This is a genomic window from Sphingomonas faeni (assembly GCF_030817315.1).
Taxonomy (GTDB): Bacteria; Pseudomonadota; Alphaproteobacteria; order Sphingomonadales; family Sphingomonadaceae; genus Sphingomonas; species Sphingomonas faeni_C.
Genome location: NZ_JAUSZF010000001.1, coordinates 2,097,277 through 2,117,622, shown reverse-complemented (window position 1 = coordinate 2,117,622; position 20,346 = coordinate 2,097,277). Strand labels below are relative to the sequence as shown.

The following is a 20,346-nucleotide window of genomic DNA, read 5'->3' as shown; positions in this document are numbered from 1 at the left end:
CGCAGCGAGGGCGCGGCGGTAACCCAAAGCAAAATGCAGTTGGCAAACCGTCGTCCCGCCGTCTATCAGATCGCAGCCTCCGTGGGGACGGTCGGGCGGAATGGGCATATGGTTTCGCGAAACCGAAAGCCCAGTCGGCCACGAAAAAAATAACGTGCAAGGGCGAGATGAATGGCGACAGTCGACGACATGGTTCCTCCCGGCGAATCGCCAGAGCCGTTTCACGAAGAGGCCCATGACCCTCGCCGCCGTGATTTCATCAATATCGCAGCCGTCTCGTTCGCCGGCGTGGGCGCGGTCGCGATCGTCCTGCCGCTGATCAACCAGATGAACCCCTCGGCCGACGTGCTCGCGCAGTCGACCACCGAGATCGACCTGTCGAAGATCCTCCCCGGCCAGGCGATCAAGACCTCGTTCCGCAAGCAGCCGCTGTTCGTGCGCAACCTGACGCCGAAGGAAATCTCGGAAGCCGACGCGGTCGATATCTCGACACTGCGCGATCCGCAGACGCTCGAGGAGCGCACCAAGGCGGGCAAGAAGAACTGGCTGATCACGCTGGGCGTCTGCACGCATCTCGGCTGCGTCCCGCTCGGCGCAGGCGAGGGTGAGAACAAGGGTCCGTTCGGCGGCTATTTCTGCCCCTGCCACGGTTCGGCTTACGACACCGCCGCGCGCATCCGCAAAGGCCCCGCACCGACCAACCTCCACGTGCCGGACTATGCCTTCAATTCCGACACCGTCGTCACGGTAGGCTGAGGAAAACACCATGAGCTTTCCCTGGGCCAAGCAATACGAACCGAAGCTGCCGCTGACGCGGTGGCTGGATGAGCGGCTTCCCGTTCCCCGGCTCGTCTACAACGCAGTCGGCGCCGGTTATCCGGTCCCGCGCAACCTCAATTACTTCTGGAACTTCGGCGTCCTCGCCGGTGCCGCGCTCGCGATCCAGATCATCACCGGCATCGTGCTCGCAATGCACTACGCCGCCAACGGCGCGGTCGCGTTCGACTCGGTCGAGAGCATCATGCGCGACGTCAACGCGGGCTGGTTCCTGCGCTACGCGCACGCGAACGGCGCCTCGATGTTCTTCATCGTCGTCTACACGCACATCTTCCGCGGGCTCTATTACGGCTCGTACAAGGCGCCGCGCGAGATGGTCTGGCTGCTCGGCGTGGTCATCTTCCTGCTGATGATGGCGACCGCGTTCATGGGCTACGTGCTTCCTTGGGGCCAGATGAGCTTCTGGGGTGCGCAGGTCATCACCGGGTTCTTCTCGGCGATCCCGCTGGTCGGCGACACCATCCGCATCTGGCTGCTGGGCGGATTCGCGCCCGACAACGCCGCGCTCAACCGCTTTTTCTCGCTGCATTACCTGCTGCCGTTCGTGATCGCGGGCGTCATCATCCTGCACATCTGGGCGCTGCACATCCCCGGCTCGAACAACCCGACCGGCGTCGACGTGAAGGGCGAGCAGGACACCGTCCCGTTCCACCCCTACTACACGGCGAAGGACGGCTTCGGGCTCGGCATCTTCCTGCTGATCTTCGCCAGCCTGTTGTTCTTCTTCCCGAATTATCTCGGCCACCCGGACAACTACATCCCGGCGAACCCGCTTTCGACGCCCGCGCACATCGTCCCCGAATGGTATTTCTGGCCGTTCTACGCGATCCTGCGCGCCTTCACCGCGGACTTCATCCTGCCGGCCAAGCTCTGGGGCGTGCTGGCGATGTTCGGCTCGATCCTGCTGCTGTTCTTCCTGCCCTGGCTGGACAGCTCGCCGGTCCGTTCGATGAACTACCGGCCCAAGGCACGGATCGCGTTCTGGGTCCTCGTCGCCGACATCCTGGTGCTCGGCTATTGCGGCGGCGCCCCGGCGAACGCGTTCTACGTGATCCTGAGCCAGATCTGCGCGGCGTACTATTTCGCGCATTTCCTGATCATCCTGCCGCTGATCTCGCGCGCGGAGCGACCGCGGCCGTTGCCCAACTCGATCACCGAGGCCGTCCTGGCCAATCACGGTGGCACGAGCCCGGCCCAGACAGCGCTGTCGACGGCGTCCGCGCCGCACGCCGCGCACTGATACGAACTCGAGGACACACACATGGTTCGTCTCATCGCATCCCTGGTCGGCGCGGCCTTCGTGCTGGTGCTCGGCATCGCGCTCTTCGGCAGCGTGGCGGGGGTCATCACCGACCCAGTCGCGCCGACCGCGGAAAGCGTGGCGCACAAGCATCCGAAGGAGCTGGAGCTCGCCTCCAACGGCGTGTTCGGCAAGTTCGACCGTCGCCAGCTCCAGCGCGGGTTCCAGGTCTACAAGGAAGTCTGCGCCGCCTGCCACTCGCTGCGGCTCGTGTCGTTCCGCGACCTGCAGAAGATCGGCTATTCGGAGCCCGAGGTTAAGGCGATCGCCAGCCAGTGGGTGATCGAGCAGCCCTCGATCAATCCGGAAACCGGCGAAGCGGCAACGCGCAAGAACATCCCGTCGGATCGCTTCCCGTCGCCGTTCGCGAACGAGATCGCCGCCCGCGCCGCGAACAACAACGCGCTGCCGCCCGATCTCTCGCTGATCACCAAGGCACGCGAGGAGGGCACCGCCTACGTCCACTCGCTGCTGACCGGCTACACGACACAGCCAGCCGCGCTGCTGAAGGAATTCCCGGACATCAAGACTCCGTCCGGCCTCCACTACAATCCGTATTTCGCGAACCTCAACATCGCGATGCCGCCGCCGCTGACCTCCAACGGCCAGGTGACCTATGCGGACGGTACCAAGCCGACGATCGACCAGATGTCGACCGACGTCTCCGCGTTCCTGACCTGGACCGCCGAGCCCAATCTGGAGGCACGCCACGCCGCCGGGTTCGCGTCGATCATCTTCATCCTGATCTTCTGCGGCCTTGCCTGGGGCGCGTACCAGAACGTCTGGCGCGACGTTAAGCATTGATGGCGGCCGGGCTCCCGCGGTAAGGGCGCACGGATAGAGGGAGCGGCGGACGGGTGATGAGCCCGATCCGCCGCTTTCGTTTCGGCCGGGGTGCAGCGTCGCGTCTCGGCCCATCCGCCGCCGTCGCGCGGAACGAAGGGAACGATCCATGTCCGATTTCGCCGAGCAGAATGCCGACCTCAAGGCCCTGATCCGCACCATCCCGGACTTCCCCAAGCCCGGCATCCAGTTCCGCGACATCACGACCCTGCTCCTCGACCCGCAGGGCTGGGCGACTGCGATCGAACGCATGGTCGCGGCGGTTTCCGGCCCCGTCGACCTCGTCGCCGGCATCGAAGCCCGCGGCTTCCTCTTCGCCGCAGCGCTCGCCGCGCCGCTCAAGGCCGGCGTCCTGCTGATCCGCAAGGACGGCAAACTCCCCGGCGCCACGATCGCCGAAGACTATGCGCTCGAATATGGCACGGACCGCATCGCCATCCACGCCGACGCCTTCGCCCCCGGCGCACGAGTCCTGCTGGTCGACGACCTGATCGCCACCGGCGGCACCGCCCGCGCTGCGGTCCGCCTGCTCCACAAAGCCGGCGCGATCGTCACCCAGGCCCAGTTCCTGGTCGACCTCCCCGAACTCGGCGGCGCCGACGCGCTCCGCTCGGACGGCATCGAAGCCTCAGCCCTGATCCACTTCCCCGGCCACTGATCGGCTGCCGCGAGCCGGCGGTGCGCCAATCCCCACCGCATGCGTCCCGCCCGTAAGGCAGTCGTACGCCGCCACCTACAGCTCCCCCCCCGGCGAAGGCCGGGGCCCAATTGGGGAACGTCGTCAACGGAGGACGCCCCGCCGTTACCTCAGCCATTCTAATTGGGCCCCGGCCTCTGCCGGGGAGGAAGCAGCCCACCCAAACCGTTCCCCCAAACCGTTCCCCCGCGGACGCGGGGGCCCAGCTAAGTACCGTAGCGCTCCGGTACCCTGGACCCCCGCCTACGCGGGGGAACAGTAAGGAAGGGCGTCCCGTACCTTCAAACTCCCACGGAACCCAAAACCCCATTCCCACCCCCGGTACGAAATCCCGTCAGACCCCGTTCATGGAACTTGCGACATAGTGTCTCCGTTGTGCGACGAATGGCGGCGCGTTGTGTCCGCCCTCCGCGTACGGGAGATTTTCCATGTTTATGAAACGCTTCGGCATTATCGGCCTAGCCCTGGGCCTCGGATTGGGCGTCGCGGGCTGCACCGACGGTTACGGCTATGGCGGCGCTGGCCTCGGCTATGCGAGCGACCCCTATTACGGTGGCGGGTATGGCGGCGGCTATTACGGCGCGGGGTATGGCGGCGGCTATGACGGGTTCGCAGGCTATGGCGGCCTGAATTCGTACTACGGCTGGAACGGCGACTATTATTATCCCGGCTCGGGCGTCTACGTCTATGATCGCAACCGTCGCCCCTATCGTTGGAACGGCAACCAGCAGCGCTATTGGCAGGGTCGTCGCGGCAACTACCGCGGCAACGGCAACTGGGGCAATTTCGCCCGCGGCAACAATCCCGCGGCGCGCGAGTATCGCCAGGATCGTCGCGAAGCCAATCGCGATTTCCGCCAGGACCGCCGTCAGGATCGCGGCCAGCTCCGCAACGGCCAGATCACGCCGGACCAGTTCCGCGGCGAACGTCGCGAAGCGCGCCAGCAGTATCGCGGCGATGCCCGTCAGGATCGGCGCGAATACCGTCAGAATCGCGGAACGCAGGGCCGCAGCTTCGGCGGCAACCGCGGATTTCGTGGCGGCAATCCGGGCGGCGGTCGCACGCCTAGGTAACTAGCGCAGATTGGTTCACGCGAAGGCGCAATGGCGCGAAGAGAAGAAGGTAGGTTTCGCGCGGAGCCGCGGAGCCGCAGAGCCGCGGAGAGTTTTAGACGGGCGAGAGGAGGGTAACCTCCTCTCACTAGCCAAAGCTCACCAAGCAACTCTGCCATCCTAAAATCTCTCCGCGCCTCCGCGCCTCTGCGCGAACAAACCTTCTCCTGTTTTTGCGCCTTTGCGCCTTTGCGTGAACCATGCCGACCTCAACCAGCAGCGAGACCGCATGAGGCGCGCATAGTCAGCCAGCCGGCGCTTCCGTCGGGCGCGTCGCGACAAGCCCATTAGATACGAACGTCATCACCATGACGTCGTCCTGGTTGAACACCCGCATCCGACTCTTGAAGATCCCCATCTCGGGCCGACTCGCCGACACGCGCTTCTCCAGCACCTCGCTCTCGCAGCGTAGAGTATCCCCCGGATACACCGGCTTCACCCACTTCAACTCGTCGATCCCCGGCGACCCGAGCCCCGCCTGCCGGTTCTCCCTCAGATGCGCCACCAGCATCGCCATCGTCATCGCGCACGTATGCCAGCCGCTCGCCGACAACCGCCCGAAATGCGTCTGCGCCGCTGCCTCGTCGGACAGGTGAAACGGCTGCGGATCGTATTTCGCGGCGAACTCGGTCACCTCCGCACGGGTGACGGCATAGGAGCCGAACGACGCGGTCCGACCGACCTCGATATCCTCGAAATACTGCACGCGAACCTCTCCTCTTATCGTTGCATCACCTTCTGGAAGGGCGCCGCGGTGCCGTCCAGCCCTGCCTCCGCCGGCAACCCGATCAGGTCGCGCAGCAAGGGCTCCATCGCGACGTTATCGAAGCTCGGGATCGTCTTGCCGCGAACGAACGCCGGCCCGTTGGCGATGAACAGCGCACGCATCTCCGGCGCCATGTTGTCGTATCCGTGCATCCCGCCGACCGAAGCCCGGGTCGGCGCACTCGCATCCACCCGCCAGCCGACATCGGCGAGACACAGATAGCTCGGCACCCGCGGATTGCGCCCATAATGGAACCGCACCGGAATCTCGCTTTTCCGCCAGCATTGCAGGTGATCGTGCGGCTTCAGCAACCGTGCTTCCAGCGCCGCCTCATGCCCCGGCACCGCGAACAGGGTCGCGTACGGCCCCATCTCGACGGTGCGATAGTCCGCCTTGTCCGCGATCGTATCGAGCGCGACGACGCGCGTGCTGCTCGTCGCCGCCATGCCGTGGTCCGCGACGATCACCAGGTTCGCCGGCTGCCCCAGCGCGGCGAGCCCGTCGACCAGCGCGCCGATGCTGGCATCGACATCCGCCACCGCCTGGGTCACGCCCGTGCTGTCCGGCCCACCCGCATGCCCCGCGCTGTCGACCGTATCGAAATACAGCGTCACCAGCTTCGGTCGGATCTCGGCAGGCCGCCGCATCCAGTCGAGCACGGCGTTGACGCGCTGCGTCCCCGACACCTGCTGGTTGAACTGCTGCCAGTCCTCCGGCCGCGTACCGCCCTCGATCGCACCGTGGCTGTCGGGCTTCACCGTGCCGCCAACCGCGACGTTCGCGCCCGGCCAGAACATCGTCGCGGTCCGGATCCCCGCCTTTTCCGCATCGACCCAGATCGGCGAACTCTCGCTCCACCAGAACGGATCGTCGGTCGCCATCGTGAACGTCTCGCCCGGCCGCGCCGGATCCTCCATCTTGTTGCCCACGATCCCGCTGCGATCGGGGCGCAGCCCCGTCACCAGCGTCCAGTGGTTGGGAAAGGTGACGCTGGGAAACGACGGCCGCATGCTCGCGAACACCCCGCCCGCGCGCAGCCGGTTGAGGTTCGGACTGACACCGCGGTCGAGATAATCCGGCCGAAACCCATCGATCGACACGAGAATCGTAACCGGCGCCCGAGCCTCACCCGGCATCGCAGCTGCTGCGGTCGATGCGGGGGCCGGCTCAGTAATCGGCGCAAGGGCAGGGGGCGTATACGGATACGCACACCCGGCGAGCGCCAGCCCCAGAAATGCGAGCACAGTCGTCTTCATCATAACCGTTCGTCCCGAGCAGGTGCCGAAGTCGCGCGATCCCTACTCGGCACGACCGGCGAACGAAAGCGATCCGTGCGGAGGCGAGCTTACCCTCGCTTGTTTCCCCGCGAAGGCGGGGACCCAGACTGGGCTCCCGCCTTCGCGGGAGAACAAGGAGCGCTGTCAGCTGTTATGCAGCCTACAACCCCACCGCCCACTTGCTGAACAAGGTCCAACTCACCGGCGTCTTTCCATAAGCCGCATCCAGCGCCGCCGGCTTCGCATACGCCGCGACAGTCCCCCCCAGCGCCAACCCCAACGGCCCGAAGATCGGCACCCGGTACGCATACCCGACCTCAGCCTTCGTCACCCGGAACTTCCGATCATGCAGCGGATCGTCGTGATCCGGAAAAAGCTCGTCGTTCGCCACGTTCTCGACCCGCCCAAACACCGCATGCCGCGGCGTCAGCTCATACGTAGCCTCCGCCAGGAACGCGCTCAGCTTCTCCCCCGGCACCCGGTCCTTCAGACTATACGCAAACGTCGTCGCCAGCCCGCCCCGCGCATATTGCACGCTCGCGGTCGAGCGGTTCTCGTCCTCGCCCGGATGCTGCGCCTCGGGCTCCTTCAGCCGCCCATGGCTCACCTGCACAGCCCAGAACGGCGACGGCGTCCACGTCCCGCGCACGCTCCACGAATCGAACCGCGGCGCTTCGATCCCCCAGCGATGCTCGTCCGGCTCACGTCCCTTGAACGCCGAAGCTTCCAGCTGGAACGCGGGCGTCGCATAGCCCGCCGTCACCACGCCGTACGTGATATGCGTCGAGTTCGAACCAGTGATGCGTGATCGGCGACATCGGCTGATACCGCGCCGACCCCCGGTGCATGAACGCGCTCGGCCCCAGCGCCGGTTCGCCGACCGGCCCACCATACAGGAACAGCGTGTTGCCGTTCCCCAGCCGGTAATCGACCTTCGCGGCAAGCTCCATGAACAGGTCGTGCGGATGCTGCCGATCGACCAGCGGCCGGTCGTTCGCCAACTCGCCGGTCGCGAACAGATTGGTATAGCCCCGCGCACCCATCAGCGGCTCGAGGCTGTTCATCGCCCGCAGCTGGATATGCCAACGGTCACCCAGATCGCGATCCGCCATCAGCATCGCCATCGACTGCACGAACGCCTCGCTCTTGCCGCGCGGTCCCCCCTGGTCGGTCGCGACGCCCCACGCATAGCCATGCGCCATCAGCATCCACTCGCCCGCCTGAACCATATACCCACGCATCGGCCCCTCGGCCGCCGGCAGCCGCGACGTCCCGCTACCCTGGCTATAGAAGCCGGCGGACGTCCCCATCGCCATCCCGGCCATTGCCGAACCCGCCGGCATCCTCGCCACCGCCGCATCGGACGCCGCGCGATAGGCCGGGTCCACGATCATCGCGTGCCCCATCGCCCCGTGGTCCATCTGCGCATGATCCATCCCTGGCATGGCGTCCGGCATCGCAGACGGCGCGGCCGGAGCTGGGTGCCCCATCGCCGAATGATCCATCGTCGAATGATCGACAGCCCCCCCAGACTGCGGCGGACGAGCCACCGGCCGCGACTCAACCCTCTCCACCGTCTTCTCGGGAGCCGCATCCGGCATCGTCATGCCCGGCATGGGCATGGAATGTTGCGCCACCGCAGCAACCGGCCACACCGCCCCCACGACACCACCCGCAAGCAGCATCGCCCTCACGGCACCAGCCGCGAGCAACCTCGCCCCCGCGGCATCAGCCGCGAGAAACCTATATCGTTTCATCAGTATATCCTTGGAAAAGCCTGAAAATCGGGGCGCATCAGCACCCGGAGATCAAGCCTCTCGCGGAGGCCGCAAAGCCGGCGCGCCGCCAGCCCCAAGATCCAGCACCGCCACCCGCCCGGTCACCACGGCCGGCTCCCGCAACGCCACGCCCAGAACGCGGGCGCCATTCCAGTTCGAAGGCGGCACGCACCCGATACACCCATGCAGCGCGGTAGCCTTCCGATCGGGCGCCTCGTGATCCGGCCCATGATCCGACATAGCCTCATGCGTCCCGCCCATCGCGGCCATATCCATCACGACGCCAGACCCCCGCGGAGCAGACGCGTCATGACACGCTGCCGGCGCCACCGCAGGAAACGCAAACGCAGCAAGGAGCAAAGCCAGGATCAGGCGCGCGAGCATGCCCCGGTTTACCCCGCCACACGACCCGCCACAACCACGCAGTCTCCACCGACCTCGCCAAAGCCCACACAGCGCCAACCCGCAGCCTTGCCCGCAAGCCGCGAAAGGTTCAGCCTCGACCCATGAAGACCCCAACGCACCCAGAACGCACCAAGACCCCAAGCACCCCCGCCGCCAAAGTCTCGATCCGGATCGGCAAGCGCACCACCTTCGACGCCTCGGTCACCACCGCCGGCCTGCTGTCGGTAGGCGCGCTCGTATCCGGCATCCTCCTGTCCAGCGCCGTCATAGTCGCCGCCGCAGGTCGCAAGGCAGCAAGACGACCACTGGCATTGCCCGATCATACCAAGACCGACGCTTAGCGCCCAATTGCTGCCGTTCGTTCATAGTCGTAGCGAGCCGGAAAGCAGACGCTAGACAGATCACCCTGACCGGCACCCGCATCTTCGGAACAAAGACCGTTCAACCGCCTCTCAGCAGAAGGTTTCTCGTAGATCCTGTCAGTTAATTTTGCTGTACACCTGATTATAGACAATCGGCGTAGAGAACAGCGGGTTGACGATGGTGGTATTCTCGACCAAGTCCTGGCCGACACTATGATATTTTGACGTCCGCTCGCCGTATTCGCCAAGGAATGTTAGAGCGACGGTTCCACCATCAGCTTTTACCGATACATCGAAAACAAGTTCTGGGATGAGCGTCCACTTGATCGGCTCTTCGCCTAACCAAACTACGATAGGTGTTTTGGCATCATACGCGATCCCGACTCGACGTCCTGCGGTGGAAATTCTAATTCTATTTACCGCAATGGACTTGCGGAGCCTCATCCGAATGCGAGGGCGCTTGTCGTCGGGAATGTTGGCGGTAGCGCTGTCGATAACCTTAAAAGCGTTGTCACTCCGCGCGTTGTCCAGTTCATAGATGCCTGAAACCACACCTTGGACAGGGCTCGCGGAGCCTGAGGCAGAACTCAAGACGGCAACTCCAATCGCCGCCGACAAAGTATGACGCATCACACGCTCCTCAAATTTCGCCGCTCGCCGGTCGGGGGTAGCAACGATCCGCGCATAGGTTATGCCTTAAGTGTCGGAGCGGGGACTTTTTCTTATAGCAGACGTCGCGCCTTTGCCTTCCCGGCTCCCAAGCCAGCAACCCACCGATAAGTCTTCGTCAACCACTACGCACATATAACAGCGCCATGGAGCGCTCCTTTATCGCGGTCACGGCGATCGCCTCGACACTGATGTTTGCCGGGGTCTGGAAAGCCACCGAGCCGCAGCCGACTGCAGCCCCGGCGATCGTCGATACCAAGGCGGTGCCCGATACGCCGGTTACCGCGCCGCCGGCACTGCGGCGTCATGTCATCGCGCCCGCCCGACCAGCATCCGAAGCCGAGCCCTACAACGTCGTTCGGTCAGCATATGCATCATCGCCCCCGGCCCGCCATTCAACCAGCGCCCCGTCGGAAAGCGCGGTCTTCTACAGCGGATGTCGCGAAGTACGCGCGGCGGGCGCCGCACCGCTCTCCCGCGGCCAGCCGGGCTACCGCGAAGGCATGGACGGCGACGGCGACGGCATAGCCTGCGAGGACTATCGCTGAGCCGCCGCCGCCAAACCCTCAGCTATGCAGGAAGTGCATCACGTCGCCGTCCTGCACGACGTACGCCTTGCCCTCCGCGCGCAGCTTGCCCGCCTCGCGCGCTTTCGATTCCCCACCCAGCGCGATGAAGTCGTCGAACGCGATCGTCTCGGCGCGGATGAAGCCCTTTTCGAAATCGCCGTGGATCTCGCCCGCCGCCTGCGGTGCGGTCGCGCCCTCGTGGACGGTCCAGGCACGTGCCTCCTTAGGGCCGACCGTGAAGAACGTCAGCAGGTGCAGCAGCTTGTACCCGGCGGTGATGACGCGCGCGAGACCGGTCTCTTCCAGCCCCAGTTCGCCGAGAAACTCGCCGCGATCCTCGGCCGGCATCGTCGCGATTTCCGCCTCGATCGCGGCCGACACCACGACGGCTTCCGCGCCTTCGGCCTTCGCCTTCTCGAACACCCGCGCCGACAACGCATTGCCGTTCGCCGCATCGCCCTCGTCGACGTTGCACACGTACAGGACGGGCTTGGCGGTCAGCAACTGCGCCTGCGCGAACACCCGCGCCTCGTCCTCGTCCTTCGGCACGGTCAGCCGCGCGGGCTTGCCTTCGCGGAGCAATTCGAGCGCCTGGCCGAGCACGGCGGCGCCAATCTTGGCTTCCTTGTCGCCCTGCATGCCCTTCTTGGCGAGGTTCGGCACGCGCTTCTCGAGGCTTTCGAGATCGCTCAGCATCAGCTCGGTGTCGACCGTCTCGGCGTCGGCGATCGGATCGACCTTGTTGTCGACATGCGTCACGTCGCCATTCTCGAAGCAGCGCAGCACATGGACGATCGCGTCGACCTCGCGGATGTTGCCGAGAAACTGGTTGCCGAGCCCTTCGCCCTTCGACGCGCCGCGCACCAGACCGGCGATGTCGACGAAGCCCAATTGCGTCTCGATGATCTTCTGCGATCCGGCGATCTTCGCCAGCGCGTCGAGCCGCTTGTCGGGCACGCCGACGTTACCGACGTTCGGCTCGATCGTGCAGAACGGATAGTTCGCCGCCTGCGCCGCGGCCGTCTCGGTCAGCGCGTTGAAGAGAGTGGACTTGCCGACGTTCGGCAGCCCCACGATGCCGCAGCGAAAACCCATGATATGCCTTTAGTTTGAGATTGGGGTGTAAGAATGTGGCCGCGCTTTAGGGCAGGGCGGGGCGGAAGGCCAGCGGAGGCCGCGCGCAAGGAACGAGTTCATCCTGCCCCCCTCCCTGAAAGGGAGGGGCTGGGGGTGGGTAGGCCAACTTTGGCCGCAATCGTTCCACGATCCGGAAACCGACCCACCCCCGACCCCTCCCTTCCAGGGAGGGGAGAAGCTCAACGCATCACGGAACACACTGCCCCCTAATCGACCCACTCGATTGCCGCAGCGCAGCAAAATAAACATACCGACCGGTAGTTATCATATGGTCGACGCTTATATCCCGAGCCCAGCTTGAGATAGATCAGGAACTTCATGACCACGACCGCTCACGGCTACGCCGCGCAATCCCCCGAAACCCCGCTCGCCCCCTTCAGCTTCGAGCGCCGCGAGCCCGGCAAGACCGACGTCGCGATCGACATCGCTTTCTGCGGCGTCTGCCATTCCGACCTCCACACCGCCAAGGGCGAATGGGAAGGCACGCTCTACCCCTGCGTCCCCGGCCACGAGATCGTCGGCCACGTCACCGCGGTCGGCAGCGACGTCACCAAATTCAAGGTCGGCGACGTCGTCGGCGTCGGCTGCATGGTCGACAGCTGCGGCCACTGCGCATCGTGCAAGGACGGCGAGGAGCAATATTGCGAGACCACCGGTTTCGTCGGCACGTATAACGGCCCCGATCCCGTACTCGGCGGCCACACCTTCGGCGGCTATTCGGACAAGATCGTCGTCGACGAGGGCTTCGTGCTGAAGGTGTCGCATCCCGAAGCCGACCTCGCCGCGGTCGCGCCGCTGCTGTGCGCCGGCATCACCACCTACTCGCCGCTGAAGCATTGGAAGGTCGGCCCCGGCCAGAAGGTCGGCATCGTCGGCTTGGGCGGTCTCGGCCACATGGGCGTCAAGATCGCCAACGCGATGGGCGCCGAGGTCTACGTCTTCTCGACCTCGCCCAACAAGCGCGACGACGCCAAGCGTCTCGGCGCCAAGGACCTGATCGTCTCGAAGGACGAAGCCGCGATGGCCGAGCACGCCAACAGCTTCGACTTCATCCTGAACACCGTCGCGGCGAGCCACAACCTCGACACGTTCACCGCGCTGCTGAAGCGCGACGGCACGATGACGCTGGTCGGCGTCCCCGAGCACGCGCATCCGTCGCCGTCGGTCGGCGCCCTCATCTTCAAGCGCCGCGCGATCGCCGGCTCGCTGATCGGCGGCATCGCCGAGACGCAGGAGATGCTCGATTTCTGTAACGAGCACGGCCTGGTGTCGGACATCGAGATGATCCGCATGGACGAGATCGAACCGTCCTACGAGCGCATGGTGAAGAGCGACGTGAAGTACCGCTTCGTCATCGACATGGCGTCGATGAAGACGGCGTAACCGGGCGGGGGCGGGGCTAACAGACTGCCGCCCCCTTTCGATAGAACGCCGTTCTCCTGCGAACGCAGGAGCCCAGGGTCAGGAACGTCGCACTATGTAACCCTGGGTTCCAGCGTCCGCAGGAAAACACCACCTCGTCATCCTGACGAAAGTCAGGACCCAGAGCCAAAAGCGCGGGGGTTCGTAACCCTGGGTCCTGACTTTCGTCAGGATGACGAGGTAGCGGCGAGCGGCACCCCGCTCACCACCGATAATTAAAACTGATACTGATCCGCTCGCCCTTGGCCGCATTCGGCACGACCTCATGCCTAAGCCAGCTCTCCCACAAAAACACACTCCCCGGCTTAGGCTCGGCATAAACGAACGTCCGCAGATCCTCCGGCGCATCCTCCAGCCGAGTCGGCGCCGCCATCATCATAGGCAACCGCGGATCCTCCAGCTTCAGTGCCCCAGCCCCCTCGGGAATCGCCACGTACATCGTCCCCGACACGACGCTATGCGGATGAATATGCCCGGAATGCGCGCCGCCCGGCTTCAGGACGTTCACCCAGAAGCTGTCGAGCTTCAACTTCCGCCCACCCAGATCGAACGCACAGTCCTTAGCGAACTGCGCGACATGCTTGTTCAGCAATCGCACCAGATCCCCGAACCGCGGATCGCGCAGCGGCAGGTCGTTCAGCGACGCATACGACGTGTACCCGCGATACCCGTGCGCCTTCGACCACGCGACACCCGCGCGATCGGCCTTCGCCAGTTCGAGCGCGGCATCCTCCAGTTCCTCGACCAGATCATCGTCCCCGAGATCGGCCTCGTAGAACCGCGTGGCAAACAAGGATCGGGTGGTCATATCTGCATCCTCAACGCGACATCGTTCATGAAGCGGACGTCGTCGCCCTCCGCCAGCCACTTCGCTTCCGCCGCGACCGCGCCGAGCATGTCGCTCAACGGCTCGATCTCGGCCTTCGCGTAATTGCCGAGCACATAGCCGGTCACGCGATCCTTGTGCCCCGGATGCCCGATCCCCAGCCGCACGCGCCGAAACTCCGGCCCAAGATGCTGGTCGGTCGAGCGCAAGCCATTATGTCCCGCGGTCCCGCCGCCGGTCTTCACCTTCACGCGGAACGGCGCGATGTCGAGTTCGTCGTGGAACACCGTCAGTGCCTCGACGCCCAGCTTGTAGAACCGCAGCGCCTCGCCGATCGCGCGACCGTTCTCGTTCATGAAGGTCGCGGGCTTCAACAGCAGGATCTTGGTCGAGCCGATCCGCCCCTCCTGCGTCCATCCCTGGAACTGCTTCTTGACCGCGCCGAAGCCATGCACCTCGGCGATCGCGTCGGCGACCATGAACCCGACATTGTGCCGGTGCATCGCATATTGCGCCCCCGGATTGCCGAGTCCCGCCCAGATCTGCACGTGGTATTCTCCTGGAAGTGATCGCTGCCCCACGCCCCTAACCGTCATTCCCGCGGAGGCGGGAACCCATACTGGCTAGCCTCGCGCTTCCATAGCTGAAGTCCGAGGGTCTGGTTCCCCGCCTACGCGGGGATGACGGGGGCGGGGCGGCATTGGTCGGACGGATGTGATATAAAACGAAACGGGCGGGAAAGCCCTAGCTTTCCCGCCCGCCAGATCATCCTAAGACGAAGGGCTGAACCCTCAGTCCTTCTTCTGCGGCGTGATCTTGTCGTCGTCGTTGTTATCGTCGTTCGGCTCGACCGGGGTCTCTTCCTCGGCAGCAGCCTCGGCAGCCTGTGCTTCGGCAACCTCGGCCTCGAGCTCTTCGTCCTCGACGGTCGGGACGGTCGGCGGCACGATCGTGGCGATCGCGAAGTCGCGGTCGTCGATCGCGGGCGTCGCGCCCTTGGGCAGCTTGACGTCGCTGATGTGGATCGAATCACCGATCTCCAGACCGGCGAGCGAAATCGTGATCTCGCTCGGGATGTCCGAAGCGTCGACGACCAGTTCGACCTCGTGGCGCGTGATGTTGAGGACGCCCTTGCCCTTCTTGATGCCCGGTGCGTCGTCCTCGTCGGTGAACACGATCGGCACGGCGACCGTCACGGTCGAATGCTCGCCGATGCGCAGGAAGTCGACATGGATCGGGCGATCCGAAACCGGGTGGAACGAGACGTCCTTCGGCAGCGTACGCACGCCGTTGACCATCACGACGGAATTCATGAAGTGGCCGGTCATCAGCGCTTTCATCAGCGCCTTTTCCTCGAGGTGAACCGAGGTGGGTTCCTGATTCAGGCCGTAGATCACGGCAGGCACGCGGCCATCACGACGCAGCGCCCGGGAGGCTCCCTTGCCAACCCGGTCACGCGTCTCGGCTGCGAGCGTCAACTGGTCGCTCATCGATATTCTCCGAAACTCGTTTGTTGTCCTTCCCGCCCACGCCTCCAGGGATGACCATGGACCGGAAGCGCGGGCGCATAGCTGAGATAAGGGGGAAAAGCAATTCTACCCCTCTCCCCTCGGGGGAGAGGGAGGGAGGCGCGCTTGCGCCGGAAGGGTGAGGGCACGTGCTTGTGGCGGACCCGTGCCCTCGCCCTCCCACTGCTTCGCAGCGGGCCCCCCCTCTCCCCGAAGGGAGAGGGGTTCATCACCTCAATACTTCACCCGCTCCGCCTTCACCCCAAGCTTAGCCAACTGCGCCTGCACACTATCGGCCCCAGCCAAATGCCCCGCCCCAACCGCAACAAACACAGTCCCCGGCGACTTCATCCGGTTCGCGACCCACTCGGCCCAGCGCGCATTGCGATCCACCAGCAACACCTTCGCCACCTCCGGCGAGTCCTTCAAACTATCGTTCATCTCGCGCGCCAAAGCCTCGGGATCACCCTTCGCCCATTCATCCACCATAGTCGCCATCGTCGTCTCCAACTTAGGCAACTCGTCGATCGTGCTCCCCAGAAACTGCATCTGCGCGGTCTGCGAAAGCCCCCCGAAATACCCCAGCTGCTGCTCCGCCGTCTCCAGCCCCGTAACCGGCTTCCCCGCAGCCTTCGCCGCCGCCGTAATCACCTGCTCCGGCCCGTTCGCCGCATCATATCCCAGCTTGGACAGCGGCGCGATCGACAGGTTGGTCGCCGCCAGCCACGGCTTGAACCGATCGAACGCATTCGCCGGCAGCCCCAGATCGGTCACCGCCTTCGCATACGCCGCGCGCTTGTCCGCCGGCAGCTGCTCGGTCAGCGTTGGTCCATCCTTAGACACGCCCGTCGCCATCACCAGCGACTGCATCTTGGCCGGATCCGGCATCACCAGTTCCAGCACCACCTGCTGCGACCGATCGAACGCGGTCTTCACCGCCTCGTCGAACCACGTCATGCCGGGCTTCAACACATGGATCGTCCCGAACAGGTAGATCGTCGTGTCCTTGTCCTTCACCACCCACAGTGCCGGATCGGCATCGTTCGCGGTCTGCACGGGCTTTGGCGCAACCTGCGCACAGGCGGGCAGAGCGAACGCCATCGCCAGCGCAGACAAGGCGGATCGGAACGACGCGATCTTCGAGAACAGCTTCAAGGGGAGGGCATCCTTACCGTGAGTTCGCCCCCATGTAGGAGCGCAGACCGCAACGCACCACTTGCCTCCCGCACCCCCATCAGCCAAAGCCCAGCCCGTGACCCAGCCCGTGACCCAGCCCGTGACCCAGCCCGTGAAAAAGCCTCTCAGCTTCCAGCGCATGATCCTCACGCTCCACGATTACTGGAGCGAACACGGGTGCCTGATCCTGCAGCCCTACGACATGGAAATGGGCGCGGGCACCTTCCACACCGCCACGACGCTCCGCGCGCTCGGCCCCAAGCCGTGGAACGCCGCGTTCGTGCAACCGTGCCGCCGCCCGACCGACGGCCGCTACGGCGAGAACCCCAACCGGCTCCAGCATTACTACCAGTATCAGGTCATCCTGAAGCCGAGCCCCGCCAACCTCCAGGAACTCTACCTGGGGTCGCTCGCGGCGATCGGCATCGACATGCTGAAGCACGACATCCGCTTCGTCGAGGACGACTGGGAGTCGCCAACGCTCGGCGCCTGGGGGCTAGGCTGGGAAGTCTGGTGCGACGGCATGGAGGTGACTCAGTTCACCTATTTCCAGCAGATGGGCGGCTTCGACATGAAGCCCGTCGCGGGCGAACTCACCTACGGGCTCGAGCGCCTCGCGATGTACATCCAGGACAAGGACTCGGTGTACGACCTCGCGTTCAACGATGCCGGGGTGACGTACGGCGACGTGTTCCTGGAGAACGAGCAGGAGATGTCGAAGTGGAACTTCGAGATCGCCGACACGGACTCGCTCTTCGACCAGTTCCGCAAGCACGTAGCCGAATGCGAGAACTCGCTAGCCGCCAAGCTCCCGATCCCAGCCTACGAGCAGGCGATCAAAGCCAGCCACATCTTCAACCTGTTGCAAGCCCGAGGCGTAATCTCGGTAGCCGAACGCCAAGCCTATATGGGCCGCGTCCGAGACTTGGCGAAGGGCGCCTGCGCAGCCTGGATGGACAAGCACGGATGGGCGGCATGATGCCTCATCCTTCCTCCCCTCCCGCAAGCGGGAGGGGACCGAGGGGTGGGCACGCGCTCACCACCATCGATACGCCAGCCATGACGCTCCCCACCGCCACGCCACGTTCCACGCAAATGCTGCGCATGTACGGGCCGGGCGCCCACCCCTCGATCCCCTCCCGCTTGCGGGAGGGGAGGTGAAGATATGACCGACTTCCTTCTCGAACTCCGCTCCGAAGAAATCCCCGCCCGGATGCAGTCCAAGGCGCGGGAAGACCTCGCCAGGCTGTTCACCGCCGAGCTCGCCAAAGCCGGCATCGCCACCAGCGCCATCGTCACCTACGCGACCCCGCGCCGCCTGACGCTGATCGCGCGCGACCTGCCGCTAGAGACCGCCGCCGTCTCCGAGGAAACCAAGGGCCCCAAGACCTCCGCTCCCCCCCAGGCTCTCGAAGGCTTCCTCCGCAAGACCGGCCTAACCCGCGAGCAACTGATAGACCGCAACGGCACGCTCTTCGCGGTCACCGAAAAGCCCGGCCGCGCCACCGCCGCCGTGCTCGCCGACGCCATCCCCGCGATCGTCCGCGCGTTCCCGTGGCCCAAGTCGATGCGCTGGGGCGATGCGTCGGCCAGCACCGAATCGCTCCGCTGGGTCCGCCCGCTGCAAGGCATCGTCGCGCTGCTCGGCGAAGAGATCGTGCCGTTCGAGATCGCCGGCATCGCCAGCGGCGCCGCCACGCTCGGCCACCGCTTCCACCACCCGTACCAGATCACGATCGGCGGCGCGCACGACTATGTCGAGAAGCTGCGCGCCTGCCACGTCATCGTCGACCACGACGAACGCGCCACGCTGATCCGCGACCACGCCCGCGAAGCCGCAGCCCAGGCCGGGCTCGAACTGATCGAGGACGAGGGCCTCGTCGCCGAGAATGCCGGCCTGACGGAATGGCCGATTCCCCTGCTCGGCCAGTTCGACCCCGCGTTTCTCGACGTCCCGCCCGAGGTGATTCAGCTCACGGCGCGCGTAAACCAGAAATATTTCGTCTGCCGCGGGTCGGACGGAAAATTGGCGAACGCGTTCGTCTGTACCGCTAACATCGACGCGAAAGACGGCGGCGCGAGCATCGTCGAGGGCAACCGTAAGGTCCTCGCCGCCCGCTTGTCGGACGCGAAGTTCTTCTGGGAAGAAGATCAGTTCGTTTTCGCTGACGCGGCGCGAACTGAAATTCTGCGCAGGAAAAAGCTTGAAGAGTTTTCCCCGAAACTCAGTCAGATCGTCTTCCACGAGAAGCTCGGCACGGTCGCCGACAAGGTAGACCGCGTCGCGAAGCTGGCGCGGTGGCTGATAGAAGAGGGCATCGTAACTTCTGCCCCCCCTCCCGCAAGCGGGAGGGGGCCGGGGGGTGGGCTCGCGCTCCCCACCAACGCCACACGGGCAGGAGAGCGCGAGCCCACCCCCGACCCCTCCCGCGAGCGGGAGGGGAGAGAAGACCTCGCCACCCTTGCATACGAAGCAGCCCGCCTCGCAAAAGCAGACCTCGTCACCGGCATGGTCGGAGAGTTCCCCGAGCTACAAGGCCTGATGGGCGGCTACTACGCCGCCGCGCAGGGCGAGCACCCATCCGTCGCCACCGCCATCCGCGACCACTACAAGCCGGTCGGCCAAGGCGACGACGTCCCCACCGACCCGGTAACGGTCGCGGTGAGCTTGGCGGACAAGCTGGATACGATCGCTGGCTTCTTCGGGATTAACGAGAAGCCGACAGGCTCGAAGGATCCTTTTGCTCTCCGTCGAGCGGCGCTTGGTGTCATTCGCATCATTACTGTCAATCAACTGCGACTTGGCTTCCGTCGCGCTCTGATTCAGGCCCTTACCCAGCACGGTGTGTTTTGGTGGAATCGGTTGCTGGCTGGTGCGCGTCGCGTGGACGAAATCTCGGATGACCGGATGGCAGCGTTCTTTTCCTTGGCATCCCAACACAACATTCAAACGGAAGGTTTGAGGGGAGGGAGTCTAGAGAGCGTTCTGACTGCGCGCCTGTCCGAAGACCAAGTACCCGCAGCAGTGTTCGCCTTCGCGGATATGAAGCAACAAGAGATTGTTCCGTTTTTTGGGGAAAGGCTCTCGGTCCAACAACGCGAAGCCGGCGTCCGTCACGACCTCATCGACGCGGTGTTCGCGCTCGGGGGCGAGGACGATCTCGTCCGCCTGCTCGCGCGCGTCCACGCGCTCCAGGCGTTCGTCACCACCGAGGACGGCACGAACCTGCTCGCGGGCTACAAGCGCGCCGCCAACATCCTGAAGAAGGAAGCCCCTTCTGCTCCCTCTCCCCTCCGGGGAGAGGGTAGGGGTGAGGGGCTGCCAAGCAGTGCAACGCCCGGAACAGCCCCTCACCCCAACCCCTTCCTTCCAGGGAGGGGCGAAGAGAAGATGCTGTCCTACACGCCCGAACCAGCAGAGACCGCGCTGATGACAGCGCTGGACTCCGCCGAACCCCGCGCCACCGCCGCCATCGCGCGCGAGGATTTCGCCGCGGCAATGGCCGCGCTCGCCTCGCTCCGCGCGCCGATCGACGCGTTCTTTGATAGCGTTATCGTCAACGATCCCGATCCCGCCAAGCGCTCCGCCCGCCTCGCGCTACTTGAGCGAGTCCGCGCCGCAGTGCACAACGTCGCAGATTTTTCGAAGATCGAGGGCTGAC

Annotated in this window: 21 protein-coding genes; 10 read left to right on the top strand and 11 right to left on the bottom strand. The window is 64.9% G+C overall.

Annotated elements, in window-relative coordinates; genetic code table 11:
- Positions 1–189: 189 nt before the first annotated feature.
- The 5 genes from petA to QFZ54_RS09750 all read left to right on the top strand — a co-directional run bounded on the left by petA (position 190) and on the right by QFZ54_RS09750 (position 4,750).
- Positions 190–756 (top strand): ubiquinol-cytochrome c reductase iron-sulfur subunit, encoded by a 567-nt coding sequence (petA, locus tag QFZ54_RS09770; RefSeq protein ID WP_131584587.1) that lies wholly within the window; start codon positions 190–192, stop codon positions 754–756.
- Positions 757–766: 10 nt separating this feature from the next.
- Positions 767–2,077, top strand: a complete 1,311-nt coding sequence (locus QFZ54_RS09765; RefSeq protein ID WP_307086740.1) for a cytochrome b — start codon at positions 767–769, stop codon at positions 2,075–2,077.
- 21 nt (positions 2,078–2,098) lie between these two features.
- Entirely contained in the window at positions 2,099–2,941 is an 843-nt protein-coding gene (locus QFZ54_RS09760; protein ID WP_307086738.1) for a cytochrome c1, read from the top strand.
- Between the two features lie 148 nt (positions 2,942–3,089).
- Complete coding sequence (locus tag QFZ54_RS09755; RefSeq protein WP_307086737.1) at positions 3,090–3,638, top strand: adenine phosphoribosyltransferase; 549 nt, start codon at positions 3,090–3,092, stop codon at positions 3,636–3,638.
- 467 nt (positions 3,639–4,105) lie between these two features.
- A complete protein-coding gene (locus QFZ54_RS09750; protein WP_307086735.1) occupies positions 4,106–4,750 on the top strand; it encodes a hypothetical protein in 645 nt (214 codons plus the stop codon).
- Positions 4,751–5,033: 283 nt separating this feature from the next.
- On the opposite strand, the gene QFZ54_RS09745 is transcribed toward QFZ54_RS09750, so the two are convergent.
- The 5 genes from QFZ54_RS09745 to QFZ54_RS09725 all read right to left on the bottom strand — a co-directional run bounded on the left by QFZ54_RS09745 (position 5,034) and on the right by QFZ54_RS09725 (position 8,886).
- The gene (locus tag QFZ54_RS09745; protein WP_307086733.1) at positions 5,034–5,495 is read right to left on the bottom strand and encodes a MaoC family dehydratase; all 462 of its coding nucleotides are present in this window, start codon (positions 5,493–5,495) and stop codon (positions 5,034–5,036) included.
- Between the two features lie 14 nt (positions 5,496–5,509).
- The gene (locus QFZ54_RS09740; protein WP_307086732.1) at positions 5,510–6,814 is read right to left on the bottom strand and encodes an alkaline phosphatase family protein; all 1,305 of its coding nucleotides are present in this window, start codon (positions 6,812–6,814) and stop codon (positions 5,510–5,512) included.
- 178 nt (positions 6,815–6,992) lie between these two features.
- Positions 6,993–7,595 carry a hypothetical protein gene (locus tag QFZ54_RS09735; protein ID WP_307086730.1) on the bottom strand — a complete coding sequence of 201 codons (603 nt, stop codon included), beginning with the start codon at positions 7,593–7,595 and terminating at the stop codon, positions 6,993–6,995.
- A complete protein-coding gene (locus tag QFZ54_RS09730) occupies positions 7,534–8,589 on the bottom strand; it encodes a hypothetical protein (RefSeq protein WP_307086727.1) in 1,056 nt (351 codons plus the stop codon). The genes QFZ54_RS09735 and QFZ54_RS09730 overlap by 62 nt, the downstream gene beginning before the upstream one ends.
- A 51-nt stretch (positions 8,590–8,640) precedes the next feature.
- Positions 8,641–8,886, bottom strand: coding sequence for a hypothetical protein (locus QFZ54_RS09725; protein WP_307086725.1), 246 nt, complete (start codon positions 8,884–8,886; stop codon positions 8,641–8,643).
- 230 nt (positions 8,887–9,116) lie between these two features.
- Here QFZ54_RS09725 and QFZ54_RS09720 point away from each other — a divergent pair, with 230 nt between their 5' ends.
- Positions 9,117–9,356: a hypothetical protein gene (locus tag QFZ54_RS09720; RefSeq protein WP_307086723.1), complete on the top strand. Its 240-nt coding sequence runs from the start codon at positions 9,117–9,119 to the stop codon at positions 9,354–9,356.
- Between the two features lie 138 nt (positions 9,357–9,494).
- Here QFZ54_RS09720 and QFZ54_RS09715 read toward each other — a convergent pair whose 3' ends face one another.
- Entirely contained in the window at positions 9,495–10,007 is a 513-nt protein-coding gene (locus QFZ54_RS09715; RefSeq protein WP_307086721.1) for a hypothetical protein, read from the bottom strand.
- A 185-nt stretch (positions 10,008–10,192) separates the two neighbouring features.
- Between QFZ54_RS09715 and QFZ54_RS09710 the strand changes: the two genes are divergently transcribed.
- Entirely contained in the window at positions 10,193–10,594 is a 402-nt protein-coding gene (locus QFZ54_RS09710; RefSeq protein WP_307086719.1) for an excalibur calcium-binding domain-containing protein, read from the top strand.
- A gap of 18 nt (positions 10,595–10,612) precedes the next feature.
- On the opposite strand, the gene ychF is transcribed toward QFZ54_RS09710, so the two are convergent.
- Positions 10,613–11,710, bottom strand: coding sequence for a redox-regulated ATPase YchF (gene ychF / locus QFZ54_RS09705; protein ID WP_187505160.1), 1,098 nt, complete (start codon positions 11,708–11,710; stop codon positions 10,613–10,615).
- A 360-nt stretch (positions 11,711–12,070) separates the two neighbouring features.
- Here ychF and QFZ54_RS09700 point away from each other — a divergent pair, with 360 nt between their 5' ends.
- On the top strand, positions 12,071–13,135 hold the full coding sequence (locus QFZ54_RS09700) for an NAD(P)-dependent alcohol dehydrogenase (protein ID WP_307086716.1): 1,065 nt from the start codon (positions 12,071–12,073) through the stop codon (positions 13,133–13,135).
- Between the two features lie 241 nt (positions 13,136–13,376).
- Here QFZ54_RS09700 and QFZ54_RS09695 read toward each other — a convergent pair whose 3' ends face one another.
- From QFZ54_RS09695 to QFZ54_RS09680, 4 genes are all read right to left on the bottom strand, one after another.
- Complete coding sequence (locus QFZ54_RS09695; RefSeq protein ID WP_307086714.1) at positions 13,377–13,982, bottom strand: TIGR02466 family protein; 606 nt, start codon at positions 13,980–13,982, stop codon at positions 13,377–13,379.
- Positions 13,979–14,548, bottom strand: a complete 570-nt coding sequence (gene pth, locus QFZ54_RS09690) for an aminoacyl-tRNA hydrolase (RefSeq protein WP_307086712.1) — start codon at positions 14,546–14,548, stop codon at positions 13,979–13,981. The genes QFZ54_RS09695 and pth overlap by 4 nt, the downstream gene beginning before the upstream one ends.
- A gap of 243 nt (positions 14,549–14,791) precedes the next feature.
- On the bottom strand, positions 14,792–15,490 hold the full coding sequence (locus tag QFZ54_RS09685) for a 50S ribosomal protein L25/general stress protein Ctc (RefSeq protein ID WP_307086710.1): 699 nt from the start codon (positions 15,488–15,490) through the stop codon (positions 14,792–14,794).
- Positions 15,491–15,742: 252 nt separating this feature from the next.
- Positions 15,743–16,609, bottom strand: coding sequence for a TraB/GumN family protein (locus QFZ54_RS09680; RefSeq protein WP_307089362.1), 867 nt, complete (start codon positions 16,607–16,609; stop codon positions 15,743–15,745).
- Positions 16,610–16,823: 214 nt separating this feature from the next.
- Here QFZ54_RS09680 and QFZ54_RS09675 point away from each other — a divergent pair, with 214 nt between their 5' ends.
- Together QFZ54_RS09675 and glyS are read left to right on the top strand one after the other, a co-directional pair.
- Positions 16,824–17,663: a glycine--tRNA ligase subunit alpha gene (locus tag QFZ54_RS09675; protein WP_093398883.1), complete on the top strand. Its 840-nt coding sequence runs from the start codon at positions 16,824–16,826 to the stop codon at positions 17,661–17,663.
- Positions 17,664–17,849: 186 nt separating this feature from the next.
- Positions 17,850–20,345, top strand: coding sequence for a glycine--tRNA ligase subunit beta (gene glyS, locus QFZ54_RS09670; RefSeq protein ID WP_307086708.1), 2,496 nt, complete (start codon positions 17,850–17,852; stop codon positions 20,343–20,345).
- Position 20,346 lies beyond the last annotated feature (1 nt).

Bases quoted from the DNA above. Each gene is read 5' to 3' on its own strand.
- petA (WP_131584587.1), top strand. From the start codon at position 190: ATGGTTCCTCCCGGCGAATCGCCAGAGCCGTTTCACGAAGAGGCCCAT.
- QFZ54_RS09765 (WP_307086740.1), top strand. From the start codon at position 767: ATGAGCTTTCCCTGGGCCAAGCAATACGAACCGAAGCTGCCGCTGACG.
- QFZ54_RS09760 (WP_307086738.1), top strand. From the start codon at position 2,099: ATGGTTCGTCTCATCGCATCCCTGGTCGGCGCGGCCTTCGTGCTGGTG.
- QFZ54_RS09755 (WP_307086737.1), top strand. From the start codon at position 3,090: ATGTCCGATTTCGCCGAGCAGAATGCCGACCTCAAGGCCCTGATCCGC.
- QFZ54_RS09750 (WP_307086735.1), top strand. From the start codon at position 4,106: ATGTTTATGAAACGCTTCGGCATTATCGGCCTAGCCCTGGGCCTCGGA.
- QFZ54_RS09740 (WP_307086732.1), bottom strand. From the start codon at position 6,814: ATGATGAAGACGACTGTGCTCGCATTTCTGGGGCTGGCGCTCGCCGGG.
- QFZ54_RS09730 (WP_307086727.1), bottom strand. From the start codon at position 8,589: ATGAAACGATATAGGTTTCTCGCGGCTGATGCCGCGGGGGCGAGGTTG.
- QFZ54_RS09725 (WP_307086725.1), bottom strand. From the start codon at position 8,886: ATGGATATGGCCGCGATGGGCGGGACGCATGAGGCTATGTCGGATCAT.
- QFZ54_RS09720 (WP_307086723.1), top strand. From the start codon at position 9,117: ATGAAGACCCCAACGCACCCAGAACGCACCAAGACCCCAAGCACCCCC.
- QFZ54_RS09715 (WP_307086721.1), bottom strand. From the start codon at position 10,007: ATGCGTCATACTTTGTCGGCGGCGATTGGAGTTGCCGTCTTGAGTTCT.
- QFZ54_RS09710 (WP_307086719.1), top strand. From the start codon at position 10,193: ATGGAGCGCTCCTTTATCGCGGTCACGGCGATCGCCTCGACACTGATG.
- ychF (WP_187505160.1), bottom strand. From the start codon at position 11,710: ATGGGTTTTCGCTGCGGCATCGTGGGGCTGCCGAACGTCGGCAAGTCC.
- QFZ54_RS09700 (WP_307086716.1), top strand. From the start codon at position 12,071: ATGACCACGACCGCTCACGGCTACGCCGCGCAATCCCCCGAAACCCCG.
- QFZ54_RS09695 (WP_307086714.1), bottom strand. From the start codon at position 13,982: ATGACCACCCGATCCTTGTTTGCCACGCGGTTCTACGAGGCCGATCTC.
- QFZ54_RS09685 (WP_307086710.1), bottom strand. From the start codon at position 15,490: ATGAGCGACCAGTTGACGCTCGCAGCCGAGACGCGTGACCGGGTTGGC.
- QFZ54_RS09680 (WP_307089362.1), bottom strand. From the start codon at position 16,609: ATGGCGTTCGCTCTGCCCGCCTGTGCGCAGGTTGCGCCAAAGCCCGTG.
- QFZ54_RS09675 (WP_093398883.1), top strand. From the start codon at position 16,824: ATGATCCTCACGCTCCACGATTACTGGAGCGAACACGGGTGCCTGATC.
- glyS (WP_307086708.1), top strand. From the start codon at position 17,850: ATGACCGACTTCCTTCTCGAACTCCGCTCCGAAGAAATCCCCGCCCGG.